Source organism: Brevundimonas sp. Root1423, assembly GCF_001426805.1.
Map to the genome: position 1 here is coordinate 1 of NZ_LMFL01000051.1, position 16,151 is coordinate 16,151.

Consider the following 16,151-nt stretch of genomic DNA (forward strand, 5'->3'; position numbering starts at 1 on the left):
CCGATGTCGATCTACGACGCCGCCATGCGCTACCAGTCCGAGGGCCGGCCGCTGGTCGTGTTCGCGGGCAAGGAATACGGCACSGGCTCGTCGCGCGACTGGGCGGCCAAGGGCACSCGCCTGCTGGGCGTGCGCGCGGTGATCGGCGAGAGCTATGAACGCATCCACCGCTCCAACCTGGTCGGAATGGGCGTCGTGCCGCTGCAGTTCAAGATGGAGGGCTGGCTGCGTCTGGGCCTGACCGGCGAGGAGATCGTCACCATCCGCGGCCTGTCGGACGTGAATGTCGGCAAGCTGCGTCCGCGTCAGGACCTGTGGGTCGAGCTGTTCCGCCCGTCGGACGGCAAGATGGCCCGCTTCCCGGTCCGCTGCCGCATCGATAACCAGACCGAGMTGGACTACTTCAAGGCCGGSGGSGTSATGCCCTATGTGCTGCGCAAYCTSGCGCGCGGCTCCGAATAGCGTCCTGCGGTCTCCTCCCTGTCGCGAAGCGACGGGGAGGGGGCGCGGCGCAGGCATGCGCTGACGGAAGGGCGCGACGCCGGGGAGGCCGGCGGACCGCCGCTCCCCCTCGCTGAAGCGCCGCCTCGACCACGCCGGGGCGCCTTCCTCGACAGCCGGGGATGCACTGGGCTATGCGTCCCGCCCGTTCGGATTTCAGGACTTTTCCCCCTTGCGACTGCCCCAGGCCCGGCTCGATCAGGTGCTCGACCGCTTCCACCAGGTGGAGGCGCGGATGGGTGCGGCCAGCGACGGGCAGGAGATCGTGCGCCTGTCGAAGGAACACGCCGAGATGAAGCCGGTGGCCGAGGCGGTCATGGCCCTGGCGAAAACGCGGGCCGAGATGGCCGATCTGGAGGCCATGGCCGCCGATCCCGAGATGGCCGAAATGGCCGCGGACGAGCTGCAGACGCTGAAGGAGCGCCTGCCGGAGATGGAGCGCGACGTGGCCCTGCTGCTGGCCCCGCGCGACGCCGACGAGAACGCCTCGGCCGTGCTCGAGGTCCGCGCCGGCACCGGCGGCGACGAGGCCGCCCTGTTCGCCGGCGACCTGTTCCGCATGTATTCGCGCTACGCCGCCAACCGCGGCTGGAAGGTCGAGCTGGACTCGGCCACCGAGGGCGACGCCGGCGGCTACAAGGAGATCATCGCCACCGTCACCGGCGACGGCGTCTTCGGCCGGCTGAAGTTCGAAAGCGGCGTCCACCGTGTCCAGCGCGTGCCCTCGACCGAGGCCCAAGGGCGCATCCACACCTCGGCCGCCACGGTCGCCGTCCTGCCCGAGGTCGAGGACGTCGAGATCGACATCCAGGACAAGGACATCCGCATCGACACCTTCCGCGCCTCCGGCTCGGGCGGCCAGCACGTCAACAAGACCGATTCCGCCGTGCGCATCACCCACTTCCCGTCGGGGATCGTGGTGACCTCGTCCGAGAAGTCGCAGCACGTCAACCGCGACAAGGCGATGAAGAATCTGCGCGTCCGCCTGTACGACATGCAGCGCCAGATGAAGGACGACGCGCGCTCCGACTCGCGCAAATCCCAGGTCGGCTCGGGCGACCGCTCGGAGCGTATCCGCACCTACAACTTCCCGCAGGGCCGCGTGACCGACCACCGCATCGGCCTGACCCTGCACAGCCTGCCGCAGATCCTCGAGGGCGACATCGACCCCCTGCTGAACGCCCTGATCGCCGAGGACCAGGCGGCGCGTCTGGCCGATCTGGAGGCCGAGTTCGGCTAAAGGTTTTCCGGGTCCTTGCGGGCCCGCCGCCTCAGAAGCCGGTCTGACAAGGCCTCGGCGTGCTTCAGCGTGAACGCCAGCGCCGCCGGCGAGCCGCGCTTCGGCCCGACGGTATCCGCCACCACCGCGCCGCGCTCGCCGATCGCCAGCGGTTCGCCCGTGGTGGTGTCGATGGCCGTCTGGTGCTCGATCTCGGCGTTCAGTTCGGCGCCCATGATGATGATCTGCACGCTCAGCCACGTCCAAAGCAGGAAGCCCATCATCGCCGCCAGCGGCCCGTAGTAGGCCGTGCGCACGAAGGTCTGCAGATACCAGCTGAACACCAGCGACAGGATCAGGCTCGACAGGGCGGCGAAGATCGCGCCGGGCGTCAGCCAGCGCCAGCGCGCCTTCTGCCGGCAGGGCCCGAGGCGGTAGATCAGCGTCAGGGCCGCGCCATAGACCAGCAGCAGCGCGGGCCAGCGGAAGGGGGCCAGATAGCTCCATTCGGCCGCCCAGCCGAACAGCCCCAGCGCCAGCGGCACGCCCACGATCAGGCCCGCCGTGACCATGATCGAAGCCAGCCCCCCGACGGTGAAGGCCATGCACATCAGGTTGTATTTCACGATGTGGCGCTTCTCGACCTCGTGATAGGCGACGTTCAGCCCATAGAAGAGCACCTTGATCGCGCCGTTCGCGGTCCACAGCGACAGGGCTAGGGTCCAGATCAGGGTAAAGGTCAGCTGGGTGTTGGAGTTCTCGGCCAGCCGCTGCATCTCGCCTGACAGGAATTGCGCCACCCCCGGCGGCATCACCGAATACAGGAAGGACACGCGCGCGGCGGCGTCGGTCGGATCGGCGAACAGGCCGTAGACGGTCACGAAGGCCGCCAGGGTAGGGAACAGCGACAGCATGACGAAGAAGGTCACGCCCCCCGCGAGGAAGCCCACCCGGTCCCCGAAATAGGACATGCCCAGCCGCCAGAAGATATCGACCCAGCCCTTGTGCGGAATATGCTCGGGGCGCTGCGCCAGCCGGCCGCGGCCCGGCTCCCTGGCGTCGAACTCCTCGGGCGTCGGCGCGCGCGGCGGCAGCGGCTCGGGCCTGCGGGCCCTCAATTCCAGCCCGAATTTGTGTCCGCGCGAATAGACCAGATGCGCGGCGCCCGCTCCGGCCGCCAGACCGCCCATGATCGCCCCGATCATGCCCCACGGGCCCAGCCCGCCGCCCGGTCCGCCCTTGTGTCCCGATTGTCTTCGCATCCCGGCCTCAACGGCTCCCTCCGGCGCGCGTTCCGGCGCCGCTGCGCTTGATATCCCCGCAAAGCCGCGTCAATGCCAGCGCATGACCGACATCGCTCCCGCCCTGACCCTGGTCGCCGCCTGGAAGGCCGCCACGGCCGTGCTCAAGGCCGGCCGCATCGACAGCCCCTCGATCGACGCCCGCCTGCTGCTGGAAGCCGCCACCGGCGCGACCCGCACCGACATTCTCACCGACCCCTATCGCGCCGTGACCGCCGAGCAGCAGGCCGCCCTCGACGCCTTCGTCGAACGCCGCCTGCGCCGCGAGCCCGTGTCGCGCATCCTCGGCAGGAAGGGCTTCTGGAAGATCATGCTGAACGTCACCCCCGACGTCCTCAGCCCGCGACCGGATACCGAGGCCATCCTCGACGTCGTCATGCTGGCCTATCCGCCGCACCAGGCGTTCGAGATGATCGACCTCGGCACCGGCTCGGGCGCCATCCTGCTGGCCACCCTGGCCGAGCGGGCCGGGGCGCGCGGCGTCGGCACCGACATCTCGTCCGAGGCCCTGGCCGTGGCGAAGGAGAACGCCGCCAACCTCGAGCTCGACAACCGGGCGACCTTCCTGCGCACCGAATGGGCTGCGGGCTTCGGCGATCACAGCTTCGATCTGGTGGTGTCCAACCCGCCCTACATCCCCTCGGACGACATCCCGGGCCTCGACCCCGAGGTGCGCGACCACGACCCCCTGCTGGCGCTGGACGGCGGTCCCGACGGCCTCGTCGCCTACCGCGAACTGGCCCCCGAGATCCGCCGCATCCTGCGTCCCGACGGCATCTTCGCCGTCGAGATCGGCTGGGACCAGGGCCCGCAGGTCAAGGCCCTGTTCGAGGCGGCGGGATTCGAGGGAGTCATCGTCGTCAAGGACCTGTCGGACCGCGACCGCGTCGTCACCAACGGGCCGGACCCCAGGACAAATCCGATCCCGAAGATGTAGGCGGTCCGAAAACTAGGCCTTGGAAACCGCCCCCGCTCGCGCTAAGTCTCTGACTGTCTCCCACCCAAAACGCACGCCTTGGACCGGTTCAGGCCCATTCATGCGCGCATCAGGGCAGTGACGGTCGGGCCGGGTCGCCCGGCGGACCACGGGGCGGCGACGGATTTCCGATCACATCGTCAGCGGGGATTGGCCCCGGAACGAAGCGGAACGACCAAACGGACAGCGCCCACGGCCACCGCCGCGGACCGTCCCTCATACAAAGCACGAGCGTCCGATGAGAGATTTCAAGGGCATGAAGCGTCAGCGCGGACGCAACAGAAAGCCCGGGAGCAGCGGCGGCGGCAACAACAACGCCAACGCCACCAATCCGAACCGGTCCTGGGATTCCCAGGGCCCCGAGAACATCAAGGTCCGCGGCAACGCCCAGACCGTCTACGAACGCTACATGCAGCTGGCGCGCGACGCCTCGGCCGCCGGCGACCGGGTGCTGGCCGAGAACTACACCCAGCACGCCGAACACTATTTCCGCGTCCTGCGCGCCCTGCAGCCCTCGCGCCCCGTCTCCGAGATCGCCCAGCGCGAACTGGCCGGCCAGGGCTTCGACATCGACTTCGAGGACGAGACCGGCGCCCAGGCCGCCGCCATCATGGCCGCCGAAAAGGTCGAGGCCGACCGCATCGCCCAGATCGAGGCCCGCCAGCGCGAGAACGAGGAGCGCCAGAACGGCGGCTCCGGCGACCGTCAGGGCGAACAGCCGCGCCGCGAATGGCGCGACCGCGACGACCAGCCCCGCGCCGAGCGCGAGCCCCGTCCCGAACGCGAACCCCGCGAGCCCCGCCCCGAGGGCGAGGCGACCACCAACGCCGACGGCAGCCGCCGCGAGACCCGCCGCGAACGCTGGGAGCGCCGCCAGCTCGAACGCGGCGCCCGCTTCGACCGCGAAGGCGGCGAGCGCGCCGAAGGAGACGCCCCGGCTTCCGACGAGACCTCGGAGGCCCGCGCCGAAACCCCCGAACGCGCGGACCGTCCCGAGCCGGCCGAACGCCCGGCCCGCGCCGAACGTCCCGAACGCCGCCCGCGCCGCGACGCCGGCGTGGCGACCGACGACGGTCCCTCGGCCCTGCCCGGCTTCCTGACCCGCTCGACGGCTCCGGCCCCCTCGGCCCCCGCGCCGGTCGAAGCCGACGCCGCCGACGAGCCCGCCGCGCCCAAGCGCCGCGCCCCGCGCCGCAAGGTCGAGGCTCCCGCCGAGGACTGAGGGTCCGCCCGCGGCGCCGGCGCGCTTGACGCAGCCGCCGCGGACTGGCCCAAAGAGCGCCCGAACCTGACCGGAGCGCCCATGTCCCGCCTGTCGCGATCCCCGGCCCTGATCGCCCTCGCGACGCTGATCCTCGCCGCCTGCGCCAGCGCCCCGCCGCCTCCGCCGCCGCCAGGCGGCTCGGGCGCCGCCCTGCGCGACTGGCGCGGCGTCGTCACCGCGGCCGACCGCGACCGCTACGCGCGCCGCGACGCCGCCTGGTCCCTGGCCCTGCAGCAGGCCCGCCGCCAGGCCGGCTCGGGCGACCTGCGCGCCCTCGGCGATCTGATCGACCCCGACATCCGCCGCGCGCCCGTGGCCCCGCCGCCGGGCGACTACCGCTGCCGCACGGTCAAACTGGGCTCGCAGGGGGGCGAGCAGGGGCTCGGCTATGTCGTCTACGGCTGGTTCGCCTGCCGCATCGAACGCACGCCGCGCGGCCTGAAATTCTCCAAACTGACCGGCAGCCAGCGCCCGGGCGGACTGCTGTTCCCCGAGAACGACCGCCAGATGATCCTGCTCGGTTCCCTCGCCCTGGCCGAGGAGCCCGCCGCCAACTCCTACGGCCAGCGTCCCGACCGCGACCTGATCGCCGTGCTGGAGCGGATCGGCGACCGCCGCTGGCGGCTGGTCCTGCCCTGGCCCCGGGCCGAGTCGAACCTCGACGTGATCGAACTCGTCCCCGCGTGACGGACAGGCCGGCCCCCAAACCCCGCAAGTCGCGGGCCAGACCGGCCGCGGCGACCACGGTCCCGAAGGGCCGACGACCGCAGCTCGTCAGGGAGGCGGCGCTCGACATCCCGCCGCCGCCGCGGCGGGCGCGCGTCGCCGACATCGCCGTCGTCGGCGCCGGGCCCGCCGGCCTCGCCGTCGCCCTGATGCTGGCCCGGCAGGGACGGCGCGTCATGGTCCACGAGCGGTTCGCGACGCCCCGGCCCCTGGGCGCCGGCTTCATGCTCCAGCCCACAGGCCTGCACGTGCTGGACCGGCTGGGCCTGACCCCCGAGGTCGAAGCCTGCGGCCAGCGCATCGACCATATTTTCGGCCGCGAGGCCCGCCGCGGCCGCGTGGTCCTGGACGTCCGCTACAGCGACCTGAAGCATCCACGCCCGGCCATCGGCATCCACCGCGCCGCCATGTTCGCCATCCTGTACGAGGCCTGCGTCGAGGCCGGCGTCGACTTCGAGACGGACCGCGAGATCGTCCGCGCCGACGCGGGCCGTCTGATCGACAGCGGCGGCCGCCGCAGCGCCCCGTTCAATCTCGTCATCGATGCGTCCGGCGCCCGCTCGGCCATCGCCGCCGGCATGGGCGCGGAGCGCCGCGACCTCGCCTGGGGCGCCCTCTGGACCACCGTCCCCTGGCCCGGCGCGCCGTTCGATCCGACGGCGCTCGAACAGGTCTATCTGGGCGCCAGCCGCATGCTCGGCGTCCTGCCCTGCGGCGTCCTCCCCGGCGCGCCGGGCGCGCCGCTGGCGACCTTCTTCTGGAGCCTGAAGACCGAGATCTGGCCCGACTGGCACGCGCTCGGGCTGGAGAGCTGGAAGGACCACTGTCTGCGCCTGTGGCCCGAGCTGGCGCCCGTCATGGACGCCATCACCGATCGCGAGCAGATGACCCTGGCCTCCTATGGCCACCAGACCCTGGGCCGCCCCGTGGAGGACCGGCTGGCCGTGCTGGGCGACGCCGCCCATTCCACCAGCCCCCAGCTCGGCCAGGGGGTGAACATGGGCCTGCTGGACGCCCAGGCCCTCGCCGACGCCCTGGTCCGCCATCGCGACCTGCCGACGGCGCTCGACGCCTACGCCCGCGCCCGCCGCTGGCATGTGCGGCTGTATCAGGCGCTCAGCCTCGGCTTCACCCCCTTCTACCAGGCCGACGGCCGGCTCCTGCCCTGGGTCCGCGACCATGTGCTGGGCAAGGTCGCGCGCCTGCCCCTGGCGCCGCGCCTGCTGGCCGCCACGGTCGCCGGCGTGCTGCTGGATCCGCGATCGTCCGAAGGCGGCTGAAACTCCTTCAGGCCGCGACCGTTTCCACGGTTCAGCCGCCAAGGAATGCCTCATGCGAACCCTCGTCGCCGTCGCCTCGCTCGCAGCCCTGCTCGCCGCCTGCGGGGACGGTTCGGCGCCCGCCGGCGATCCCGCCGCACCCTCGACGGCGGCGCCTTCCCCCGCCACGGGCCGGGCGGTCCCGTCCCCGGGTGAAACGCCTGGCCCCGGCCGGCCCTCCGCGCCGCCGGCCGACGGCGAACAGGGTGGAGCCGCCGACTGGCGTCGCGTCGCTTCCGCCGCCGACGCCTCGGCCCTCGGCCGTCTCGACCAGGCCTGGCGTCTCGGCCGCGCCGAGGCCGAGGACAAGGGCTTCGCCGCCCAGGTCGAGGCGCTCGGCCCGCTGGTCGATCCCAACGCCGGACAGACCGGCCGCCTCCAGCCTGCGCCGGGACCGTACCGCTGCCGCACCATCAAGCTCGGGACCAACAACCCCGGCGGACCCGGATACCTTGAATATCCCTGGTTCCGCTGCGCCATAGAACTGACCCCCGGCGGCGATCTGGTCCTGACCAAGACCACCGGATCGCAGCGCACCCGCGGCCTGCTTTATCCGGACACGGATCGTCGCCTCGTCTTCGTCGGCGCCCAGGCCTGGGGCATGGATGAGACGACCTTCCCCCGCTACGGCGAACAGACCGTCCGCGACCAGGTCGGCGTCTTCGAGCGCATCGGCTCGAACCGCTGGCGCCTCGTCATCCCGTGGCCCAAGGTCGACTCCAAGCTCGAGATTCTCGAACTGACCCGCTGACCGCGCTTGACCCCCGGACCGCCCGCGACGACTCTCGTGCACGCGGACCGGTCCGCGGACTGTCAGGGGGTCTTCATGCGCGGTTCCAGCATCACCATCGGGGCGATCATCGCCGTCGTCATCGTCGCCGCCATCGCCCTGGTCGGCATGCCGACCTACAACGTCTATGCCAAGCAGATGCAGGGCAAGGCGGCCTATGAGCAGGCCGTGCAGGACCGGCGCATCCGCGTGCTGGAGGCCCAGGCCGCGCTCGACTCGGCCCAGCTGACCGCCCAGGCCGAGGTCGCCCGCGCCCGCGGCACCAACGAGGCCAACCGCATCATGGCGGAAAGCCTCGGCGGCCCGGACAACTACCTGCGCTGGGCCTATATCGACATGCTCAAGGAAACGGCGGGCAAGGCCGGCCGCGAGACCATCTACATCCCCACCGAGGCCGGCATGCCCGTGCTCGAGGCCGGCCGGGTCTCGCGCCGCCAGACCGAATAGCCGCGACCGGCTCCCTCAGGAGGCCGGGTCCGCCACGGCGACGGCCAGCATCAGCTGATCGACGAAGCTCGCCAGGGCGTCCTGGGTGAACGGCTTGGCCAGCCGCGGCAGGCCCAGGCTCAGCCGGCTGCCGCGATCCGCCATGTCGGCGTAGCCGGTGGCGACGCCGATGGGCAGGTCGGGCCTCGACCCGAGAATCTCGGCCGCCATCTGCGAGCCGCTCATCCTCGGCATGACCTCGTCGGTGATGACCAGATCGAGCGCCGCGTGCGCGCGGGCCGCCTCCAGGCCCTCCGTCGCCGACGCCGCCCCGATCACCGTGTGACCGAGGTCCTCCAGCATGGCGACGGTGTTGATCAGAACCAGCGGGTCGTCATCCACGGCGAGGATCAGCAGACCCCGGCGCCCTGACGCGGCTGACGGCCCGCTGTCCGGCGCCGCTCCGTCCTGGCCCGCCCCGGCGACAGGCAGCCAGATATGGGCGGTCAGGCCCTCGCCCGCGCGGCTGACCAGACCCAGGCGGCCGCCCGACTGCTCGGCCAGCCCATGAACCATCGACAGGCCCAGACCGGTGCCCTTGCCCGCGCCCTTGGTGGTGAAGAAGGGCTCGGTGGCGCGTTGCAGCGTCTCATCGTCCATCCCCCCGCCCGTATCCTGGACGCTGATCCGCACGAAGCCGGCCGCGCCCGACTCCGCCCGGGGCGCGTCGGCGCTCGCGTCAGTCCGGGCGCTGATGGTGATCTTCCCGCCTTGCGGCATCGCGTCCCGGGCGTTGACGACCAGGTTGAGGATCGCGGCTTCCAGCTGGTACGGATCGGTGTGCACCCGCGGCAGCCCCGGCGGAAACCGCACCGAGACGTCGATGCTCGGACCGATGGTGCGCGCGATGAATTCGGACATGCCCCGGACCAGCGACGGAATATCCACCGCCACGAAGGTCAGTTCCTGCTTGCGGGCGAACGACAGCATTCGTTGGGTCAGGACCGCGCCGCGCTCGGCGCCCTGGATGGCGTTCTCGAGCAGGGGGGTGATCCGCGGATCGTAGTCTAGGCGCTTGCGCACCAGCTCCAGGCTTCCCAGCACGGCCATCAGCAGATTGTTGAAGTCGTGGGCGATGCCGCCGGTCAGCTGGCCGATGGCCTCGATCTTCTGGGACTGGAACAGGGCCTCCCTGGCGCTCTCCAGCGCCCGTTGCGCCTCCAGCCGCTCCGTCACGTCGCGCGTGACCTTGGCGAACCCCAGCAGCGCGCCGTCGTCGTCGCGGATCGCGTCGATGACGACATGGGCCCGGAAGCGCGAGCCGTCCTTGCGGACCCGCCAGGCCTCGGTCTCGAACCGCCCCTCGCTCGTGGCGACGGCCAGCGCCTCGGCGGGCGCGCCGGCGCTCCGGTCCTCCTCGGTGTAGAAGGTCGAGAAATGGCTGCCGATGATCTCCTCGGGCCGATAGCCCTTGATCCTCTGCGCGCCGAGGTTCCAGGTCGTGACCCGCCCCTCGCCGTCCAGCATGTAGATGGCGTAGTCGACGACGCCCTGCACCAGCAGGCGGAATTCCTCCTCGCTCTTGCGCAGGGTCTCGGCGGCCAGTTTCCGCTCGGTCAGGTCCCGCGTGATCTTGGCGAAGCCGATCAGCGGCCCTTCGGGGGACCGGATCGGGTCGATGACGACGTGGGCCCAGAACCGGCTGCCGTCCTTGCGGACCCGCCAGCCCTCCTGCTCGAACCGCCCCTCGGTCGCGGCCTCGCCCAGCGCCCTGGCGGGCACGCCCGCGGCCTGGTCTTCCGGCGTATAGAAGCGCGAGAAATGATCGCCGATGATCTCGCCCGGGGTATAGCCCTTGAACCGCTCGGCGCCGGCGTTCCAGCTGACCACGCGGCCGTCGGGATCCAGCATGTAGATGGCGTAGTCGGTGATGGCGTTGACCAGCAGCCGGTAGCGAGCGTCGTCGTGGGTCGTCGCGGCGCCCTCCATGCCCGTCATTCACGCCCCTCCCGCCCCGGGCCCCCGCCCGGCACGCGCGGGGACAACGGTCCCCGCGCGCCGATAGTTCCGGCGCCCGCGCGCCCTCAGACCCTGGTCAGACGCAGGTCCTGGTAGTCGTACGAGAAGTCCGCGTCCGGACTGACCGCCTTCATCGTCGCCGAGACCGGCCGTCCGTTCTCGAGGGTGAAGGTGATGAAGACGTCCTCCTCGCGCCGGTCCGTGAAACGCGTTCTCAGGGTGTCGCCGTCATACGGCTCCAGCGGGCCCTGCAACGCCGGGGTGCGGCTGAAGGTCAGCCACAACACCACGTCCCGCGCCTCGATGGTGATGTCGCCGTACCAGGGATCGCGCCACGTGCCGGCATAGGCCGCCAGCGGCAGGGACGGCGGCGCGCCCGCGGCCTGTCTGGCGTCGATTTCGGCGGCGGCCGCAACGGATCTGGCATCGCCCTCGGCCCGCAGACGCACGCCGTCGGCGACCCAGTCGAAATCCGCCTTGCCCATGACGATGTCGGTGATCCCGCTGCGCAGCGCCCGGGTCAGGAAGCTCTCCTCGGCATTGGTGAAATACGAGAAGCCCGCGTTCCGTCCGGGGATCAGCACCGTGCCCGAGACATAGCCGGGCGCTCCTCCGCCGTGGGTGATCATCCGCTCGCCGCGATAGTCCTGCACCTGCCAGCCGGTCGCATAGGTCGAGGCGATGGCCCGCCCCGGCAGGGTCTCCGTCGGCCCCGCCGAGCTGGAGATGATGATGTTGGGCCGCCACATCTCGTTGGCGCGGGCTTCCGAATACAGCCGCGTCCCGTCCGGCAGGGCCCCGCGCGCCAGCTGCACCGCGATCCATTTGGCCCAGTCGACCGGGGTGGTGACGAAGCCGCCCGCGGCCCCCGCCGAGGACCAGTTCCACACCTCCTGGATCGACCGGCCGATGGTCTGCATCTCGCCCTGGTAGCGCAGCGGCGGCCCCAGCCGGCCGTGCGGCAGGGCCGACTTCGCCGGGTCGGCGGCGGTCATCAGCGGCAGGGTCTCGCTCATGCCCAGCCGGTCCAGAATCCGGGTCTGGACGAAATCCTCCCACGCCATGCCCGAGGCCGCCGCCACCACCTCGCCCGCCACCACGAACATCAGGTTGCAGTAGTGGTAGGTGGTGCGGAAGCTGTCCTCGATCGGCACATGCGGCACGGCGGCCATGATCTCGGCCCGCGTCCGGTCGCTGTTGGGCCAGAACAGCAGGTCCCCGGCGCCCAGCCCGAAGCCGATCCGGTGGCTGACCAGATCGCGCACCGTGACCATGGCGTTCAGTTCGGGCTTCGACAGGCTGAACCCTGGCAGATACGTCCGCACCGGCTCGTCCCACGCGACCTTGCCCTCGTCGATCAGCATGGCCAGGGCGGCGCAGGTCACCGCCTTGGTGTTGGAGGCGATGGCGAACAGGGTGTGTTCGTCGACCGCCGCCCCGCCGATGGCCCGCACGCCGTAGCCGCGGGTCAGCGCCGCCTCGCCGTCCTTGACCAGCGCCACCGACACCGCCGGCTGATCCGGAAAGGCCGCCATGACCCGCTTCACATAGGCGTCGACCTGGTCCGCCAGCGTCGCGCTGTCGTTGGCCGCCCGGGCCCAGCCCCGCGACGGCAGGACGGCCGCTCCGGCCACGGATGAAATCAGCGCGGCGCGGCGCGTGAGGCGGATGGACATGCAGGCGACTCCCGGGGAACCCGGCGCGGACGCTAGCCCGCCCGCGCGGACCCTGTCCATCGCCGCCTCAGCGCCGCGTCTCCCAGGCCATCCACACGGCCACGACGGCGATGCCCCCGGCCATCACGGCGCGCAGCACCGGCCCCTGCATCCGCGTCACCACCAGGCCGCCGGCGCGGGCCGCGCCCAGCACGATCAACGAATGAACCGCCGCCGCCACGAGCAGATGCAGCCCGCCGAGGGTCAGCGCCTGCGCCAGCGGCGAGCCGTGGTCCGGGCGCATGAAGGTCGGCAGCAGGGCGACATAGAAGACCGCCGCCTTGGGGTTCAGCAGATTGCCCGTCAGGCCGCGCAGGAACAGGCCGCGCACCGTCCGGTGCTCGTCCCCGTCGCCGGCCGCCGGGTCGCCGTCGCCGCGCCAGGCCTCCCACGCCAGCCACAGCAGGAAGACCACCCCGGCCCAGCGGATCAACTGGAACAGCGGCGGCCAGATCACCAGCGCCTGGGTCAGGCCGAAGGCGGCGGCCAGCATCCAGATCGCCAGCCCGACCGTCACCCCCGCCACGGCGGCGAACCCGGCCAGTCGCCCGCGCGCCAGCGACACCAGCGCCAGCCACCCCATGTTCGGCCCTGGCGTCAGCTCGATCAGGGCGACGGCCACGAGGAAGGGAAGGATGACGCCGGGATCGACCGGCCAGGCGGCGTGGGAGATCAAGAGGGTCGCTCCGGTGACCACGAAGGTCTGTCGCTCGAACTATCGCCTGCCCGGCGGGAAGACCAGAGACGGAACGCCGGTCTTCCCGGCCCGGGACGACCGGCAATCTGCGGCGGAAAGGTGGCTGGTTCTGAAGGCCACGTCATGAAGAAGATGTAACTCGCTCGAGCCCCGGCCGGACGATATGGAAAGGAAACTTGACGGGCCGCACCGCCCGACCACGCGCAGGGGGCGCACCTCATGACTTCAATCCGGTTCCTGCTGCTTGTCGGCACAGCCCTGGCGACCTCGTCGGGCGCGGCCTTCGCCCAGACGCCGGCTCCCGCGCGCCCGGCTCCGGCGCAGACTCCGCCGCCGGCCGCGGCCGCTCCGCAGGAAGAGGCTCCGGCCGAGGACGCTGAAGAGTCCGAAGACGCGGCGGCGCTCGACGACGTGGTCGTCACCGCCCAGCCGAACGAGGTCCGCACCTCGATCGACTCCGTCAGCTACAGCCTCGCGAACGACCTGCAGGCCGCGACCGGAACCCTGGCCGAAGCCCTGCGCAACGTGCCCTCGGTCGAGGTCGATCCCGACGGGAACGTCAGTCTGCGCGGCGACGCGAATGTGACCATCCTGGTCGACGGCCGGCCCTCGACCCAGTTCAACGGCCCCAGCCGCGGCCAGCTGATCCAGCAGATTCCGGCCAGCCAGTACGCCCGCATCGAGGTGATGACCAACCCCTCGGCCGCCTACAGCCCCGAGGGGTCCGGCGGCGTGATCAACCTCATCTCCAGGCCCAACGCCCCGCGCCCGGGGAATACGACCACCGGTTCGCTCAGGGCCAATATCGGCGACAACGGGCGCTACAATTTCGGCGGCAGCATCGCCCAGGTGATCGGAAAGACGACCCTGTCGGCCGACCTCGGCGTGCGCCACGACCTCTTCCTGCAGCAGGTGGAGCGCGTCCGCGAACGCTTCGACGCCGGTTCGGGCCAGTTCCTCGAGGCGCGCCAGTCCCAGAACATCGAGGGCGACAACGACAACATCTTCGTGCGGCTGGCGGTCGAGCACAATCTCGACGACAAGACCCAGCTGACCGGCGACGTCCGCCATGTCGACGTCGACAGCCTGGCCGACGCGGTCGACCTCTATGAGGCGGACGCCGCCGGCGGGGGCCTGGCCACGGCCTACACCCGCAACTCGCGCGGCGGCTTCGCCGGCCAGTTCTCGGGCGGTTCGGCGCGGCTGCTGCGCCGCTTCAACGATCAGGGCCATGAATGGTCCAACGAGGTCCGGTTCGACCGCAACCGCTTCACCTTCGGCTTCGACACCGAGGTCGATCAGCGCATCCCGGCCGCGCCCCGCGCCTTCGAGACCATCGACAACCGCAACCGCCAGAACCAGATCGGGGTCACCAGCGCCTATGTCCGCCCCCTGGCCGACGGCGGCCGGCTGCGCCTCGGCTATGAGCTGCAGGCGGTCAATCTGGAGCTCGACAATTTCGTCGCCCGCGGCCCTTCGCCGGCGGCCCTGGTCCGCGATCCCATCGTCTCCAACGAGTTCCACGTCGACCAGGCGGTGCACGCCCTCTACGCCACCTGGGAGCGGCCGTTCAGCGAGAAGCTGTCGGCCCAGTTCGGCCTGCGGCTGGAACAGGCCGATATCGACCTCGACCAGGTCACCACCGGCATCCAGTCGTCCAACGCCTATTTCCGCGCCTATCCGACCGGCCACCTGCAGTACACCCTGCGCGAGGGCGAGACCCTGCGCGGCAGCTACAGCCGCCGCATCCAGCGGCCCGGCCCCCAGGACCTGAACCCCTTCCTGACCTACCAGGACAACCTCAACTACCGCTCCGGCAACCCCGACCTGCTGCCCCAGGAGACCGACTCCTTCGAGGTGATGTGGCAGAAGCGCGTCCAGCAGACCTTCTACCAGGCCACCCTCTACTATCGCGACACCACCGACGCCTTCACCCAGGTGACCAGCGAACTGCCTGGCGGCATCTTCCTGACCCGGCCCGAAAACCTGGGCTCCAGCACCTTCACCGGCCTCGAACTGGTCGCCAACGGCGCGCTGCACCCGACCCTGCGCTACAACGCCAGCGTCAACGCCTGGCGCCAGGCGATCGACGCCTCGGGCATTCCCGGCGCCGTCGACCGCGAGGGCGAGAGCGTCGGCGGCCGCCTGACGTTGAACTGGCAGCCGACCGAGGTCGACTTCCTGCAGGTGTCCGGCATCTGGACGGGAGATCAGCTGCTGGCCCAGGGCGTGCGCGAGCAGGCCACCCTGGTCAACCTCGGCTACCGGCGGAAGCTCAACAAGGACTGGTCCTTCCAGGCCACCGTGCGCGACCTCTTCGACCAGTTCGGCTCGACCACCACCCTCGAGACGCCGACCTTCAGCGACCGCACCAGCCAGACCTTCGGCGGGCGCGCGGCCTATGTCGGCCTGACCTGGACCTTCGGCTCGGGCCAGCGGCGGCCGCCGGAACAGTTCGACTTCACGGCCCCGACCACCGGCAACTGACGGCGTCGGGGAGGCGGTCCCGTCCTGGCCCCTTGTGTGGCGGGATCGCCACACCCAGATTTGCGCCATCTCAAGGCGTCGCTTCCTGAAAGGGCGTGCTTGAGCGCACAGTCCGCCTGATCAGGGGAGCCGCCGTGAATCTCGACCTCTACTCCGACCGCGCCAAACAGGCGGTCCAGTCCGCCCAGTCGCTGGCCCTGGCCCGCCGCCACCAGCAGTTCGCCCCCGAACATCTGCTCAAGGTGCTGCTGGAAGAGCGCGACGGCCTCGCCCGCAACCTGATCACCGCCGCCGGCGGCGACGCGGCCAGGGCCGAGGCCGCGACCGAAACGGCGCTCAAGAAGCGGGCCCAGGTCACCGGCGGCTCGGGCCAGATCTATCTCGACGGCGACACCGCCCGGGTCTTCTCCAGCGCCGAGGAAGCCTCGAAAAAGGCCGGCGACGCCTTCGTCACCACCGAACGTCTGCTGTCCGCCATCGCCCGCGAGGGCGGCGTCGCCGCCGAGGTGCTCAAATCCGTCGGCGCGACCCCCGACAAGCTCGACGCCGCCATCGCCGACGTCCGCAAGGGCAAGACCGCCGACAGCGCCGGGGCCGAGGACGCCTATGACGCCCTCAAACGCTACGCCCGCGACCTGACCCTGGCCGCCCGCGACGGCAAGATCGATCCGGTCATCGGCCGCGACGAGGAGATCCGCCGCACCATCCAGG

Annotated in this window: 13 protein-coding genes and 1 pseudogene; 10 read left to right on the forward strand and 4 right to left on the reverse strand. The window is 71.2% G+C overall.

Features of this window, described 5'->3' with window-relative positions; translation table 11 throughout:
* A pseudogene (locus ASD25_RS25045) lies at positions 1 to 462 on the forward strand (aconitate hydratase); the annotation flags it as partial.
* Between the two features lie 211 nt (positions 463 to 673).
* Complete coding sequence (gene prfA / locus ASD25_RS25050; RefSeq protein WP_055831643.1) at positions 674 to 1,741, forward strand: peptide chain release factor 1; 1,068 nt, start codon at positions 674 to 676, stop codon at positions 1,739 to 1,741.
* Here the strand turns inward: prfA and ASD25_RS25055 are convergent.
* Positions 1,738 to 2,982, reverse strand: a complete 1,245-nt coding sequence (locus tag ASD25_RS25055; protein WP_055831644.1) for a YihY/virulence factor BrkB family protein — start codon at positions 2,980 to 2,982, stop codon at positions 1,738 to 1,740. The genes prfA and ASD25_RS25055 overlap by 4 nt on opposite strands.
* An 82-nt stretch (positions 2,983 to 3,064) precedes the next feature.
* Here ASD25_RS25055 and prmC point away from each other — a divergent pair, with 82 nt between their 5' ends.
* From prmC to ASD25_RS25085, 6 genes are all read left to right on the forward strand, one after another.
* Positions 3,065 to 3,958: a peptide chain release factor N(5)-glutamine methyltransferase gene (gene prmC, locus ASD25_RS25060; RefSeq protein ID WP_055831645.1), complete on the forward strand. Its 894-nt coding sequence runs from the start codon at positions 3,065 to 3,067 to the stop codon at positions 3,956 to 3,958.
* 277 nt (positions 3,959 to 4,235) lie between these two features.
* Complete coding sequence (locus ASD25_RS25065) at positions 4,236 to 5,219, forward strand: DUF4167 domain-containing protein (RefSeq protein WP_055831646.1); 984 nt, start codon at positions 4,236 to 4,238, stop codon at positions 5,217 to 5,219.
* Between the two features lie 81 nt (positions 5,220 to 5,300).
* Positions 5,301 to 5,948: a DUF4893 domain-containing protein gene (locus ASD25_RS25070; RefSeq protein ID WP_055831647.1), complete on the forward strand. Its 648-nt coding sequence runs from the start codon at positions 5,301 to 5,303 to the stop codon at positions 5,946 to 5,948.
* A complete protein-coding gene (locus tag ASD25_RS25075; RefSeq protein ID WP_200943722.1) occupies positions 5,945 to 7,267 on the forward strand; it encodes an NAD(P)/FAD-dependent oxidoreductase in 1,323 nt (440 codons plus the stop codon). The genes ASD25_RS25070 and ASD25_RS25075 overlap by 4 nt, the downstream gene beginning before the upstream one ends.
* A gap of 52 nt (positions 7,268 to 7,319) precedes the next feature.
* Complete coding sequence (locus tag ASD25_RS25080) at positions 7,320 to 8,057, forward strand: DUF4893 domain-containing protein (protein WP_055831648.1); 738 nt, start codon at positions 7,320 to 7,322, stop codon at positions 8,055 to 8,057.
* A gap of 75 nt (positions 8,058 to 8,132) precedes the next feature.
* Positions 8,133 to 8,543, forward strand: a complete 411-nt coding sequence (locus ASD25_RS25085; protein ID WP_055831771.1) for a hypothetical protein — start codon at positions 8,133 to 8,135, stop codon at positions 8,541 to 8,543.
* Between the two features lie 15 nt (positions 8,544 to 8,558).
* On the opposite strand, the gene ASD25_RS25090 is transcribed toward ASD25_RS25085, so the two are convergent.
* From ASD25_RS25090 to ASD25_RS25100, 3 genes are all read right to left on the reverse strand, one after another.
* Entirely contained in the window at positions 8,559 to 10,520 is a 1,962-nt protein-coding gene (locus tag ASD25_RS25090; RefSeq protein WP_156377018.1) for a PAS domain-containing sensor histidine kinase, read from the reverse strand.
* 86 nt (positions 10,521 to 10,606) lie between these two features.
* Positions 10,607 to 12,217 carry a serine hydrolase gene (locus ASD25_RS25095; protein WP_055831649.1) on the reverse strand — a complete coding sequence of 537 codons (1,611 nt, stop codon included), beginning with the start codon at positions 12,215 to 12,217 and terminating at the stop codon, positions 10,607 to 10,609.
* 67 nt (positions 12,218 to 12,284) lie between these two features.
* Entirely contained in the window at positions 12,285 to 12,932 is a 648-nt protein-coding gene (locus ASD25_RS25100; RefSeq protein WP_235561806.1) for a LysE family translocator, read from the reverse strand.
* Positions 12,933 to 13,172: 240 nt separating this feature from the next.
* Between ASD25_RS25100 and ASD25_RS25105 the strand changes: the two genes are divergently transcribed.
* Positions 13,173 to 15,440, forward strand: a complete 2,268-nt coding sequence (locus tag ASD25_RS25105) for an outer membrane beta-barrel family protein (RefSeq protein ID WP_055831650.1) — start codon at positions 13,173 to 13,175, stop codon at positions 15,438 to 15,440.
* A 134-nt stretch (positions 15,441 to 15,574) separates the two neighbouring features.
* On the forward strand, positions 15,575 to 16,151 hold a 577-nt coding region (locus ASD25_RS25110; protein ID WP_304439667.1), incomplete at its 3' end, for a Clp protease N-terminal domain-containing protein.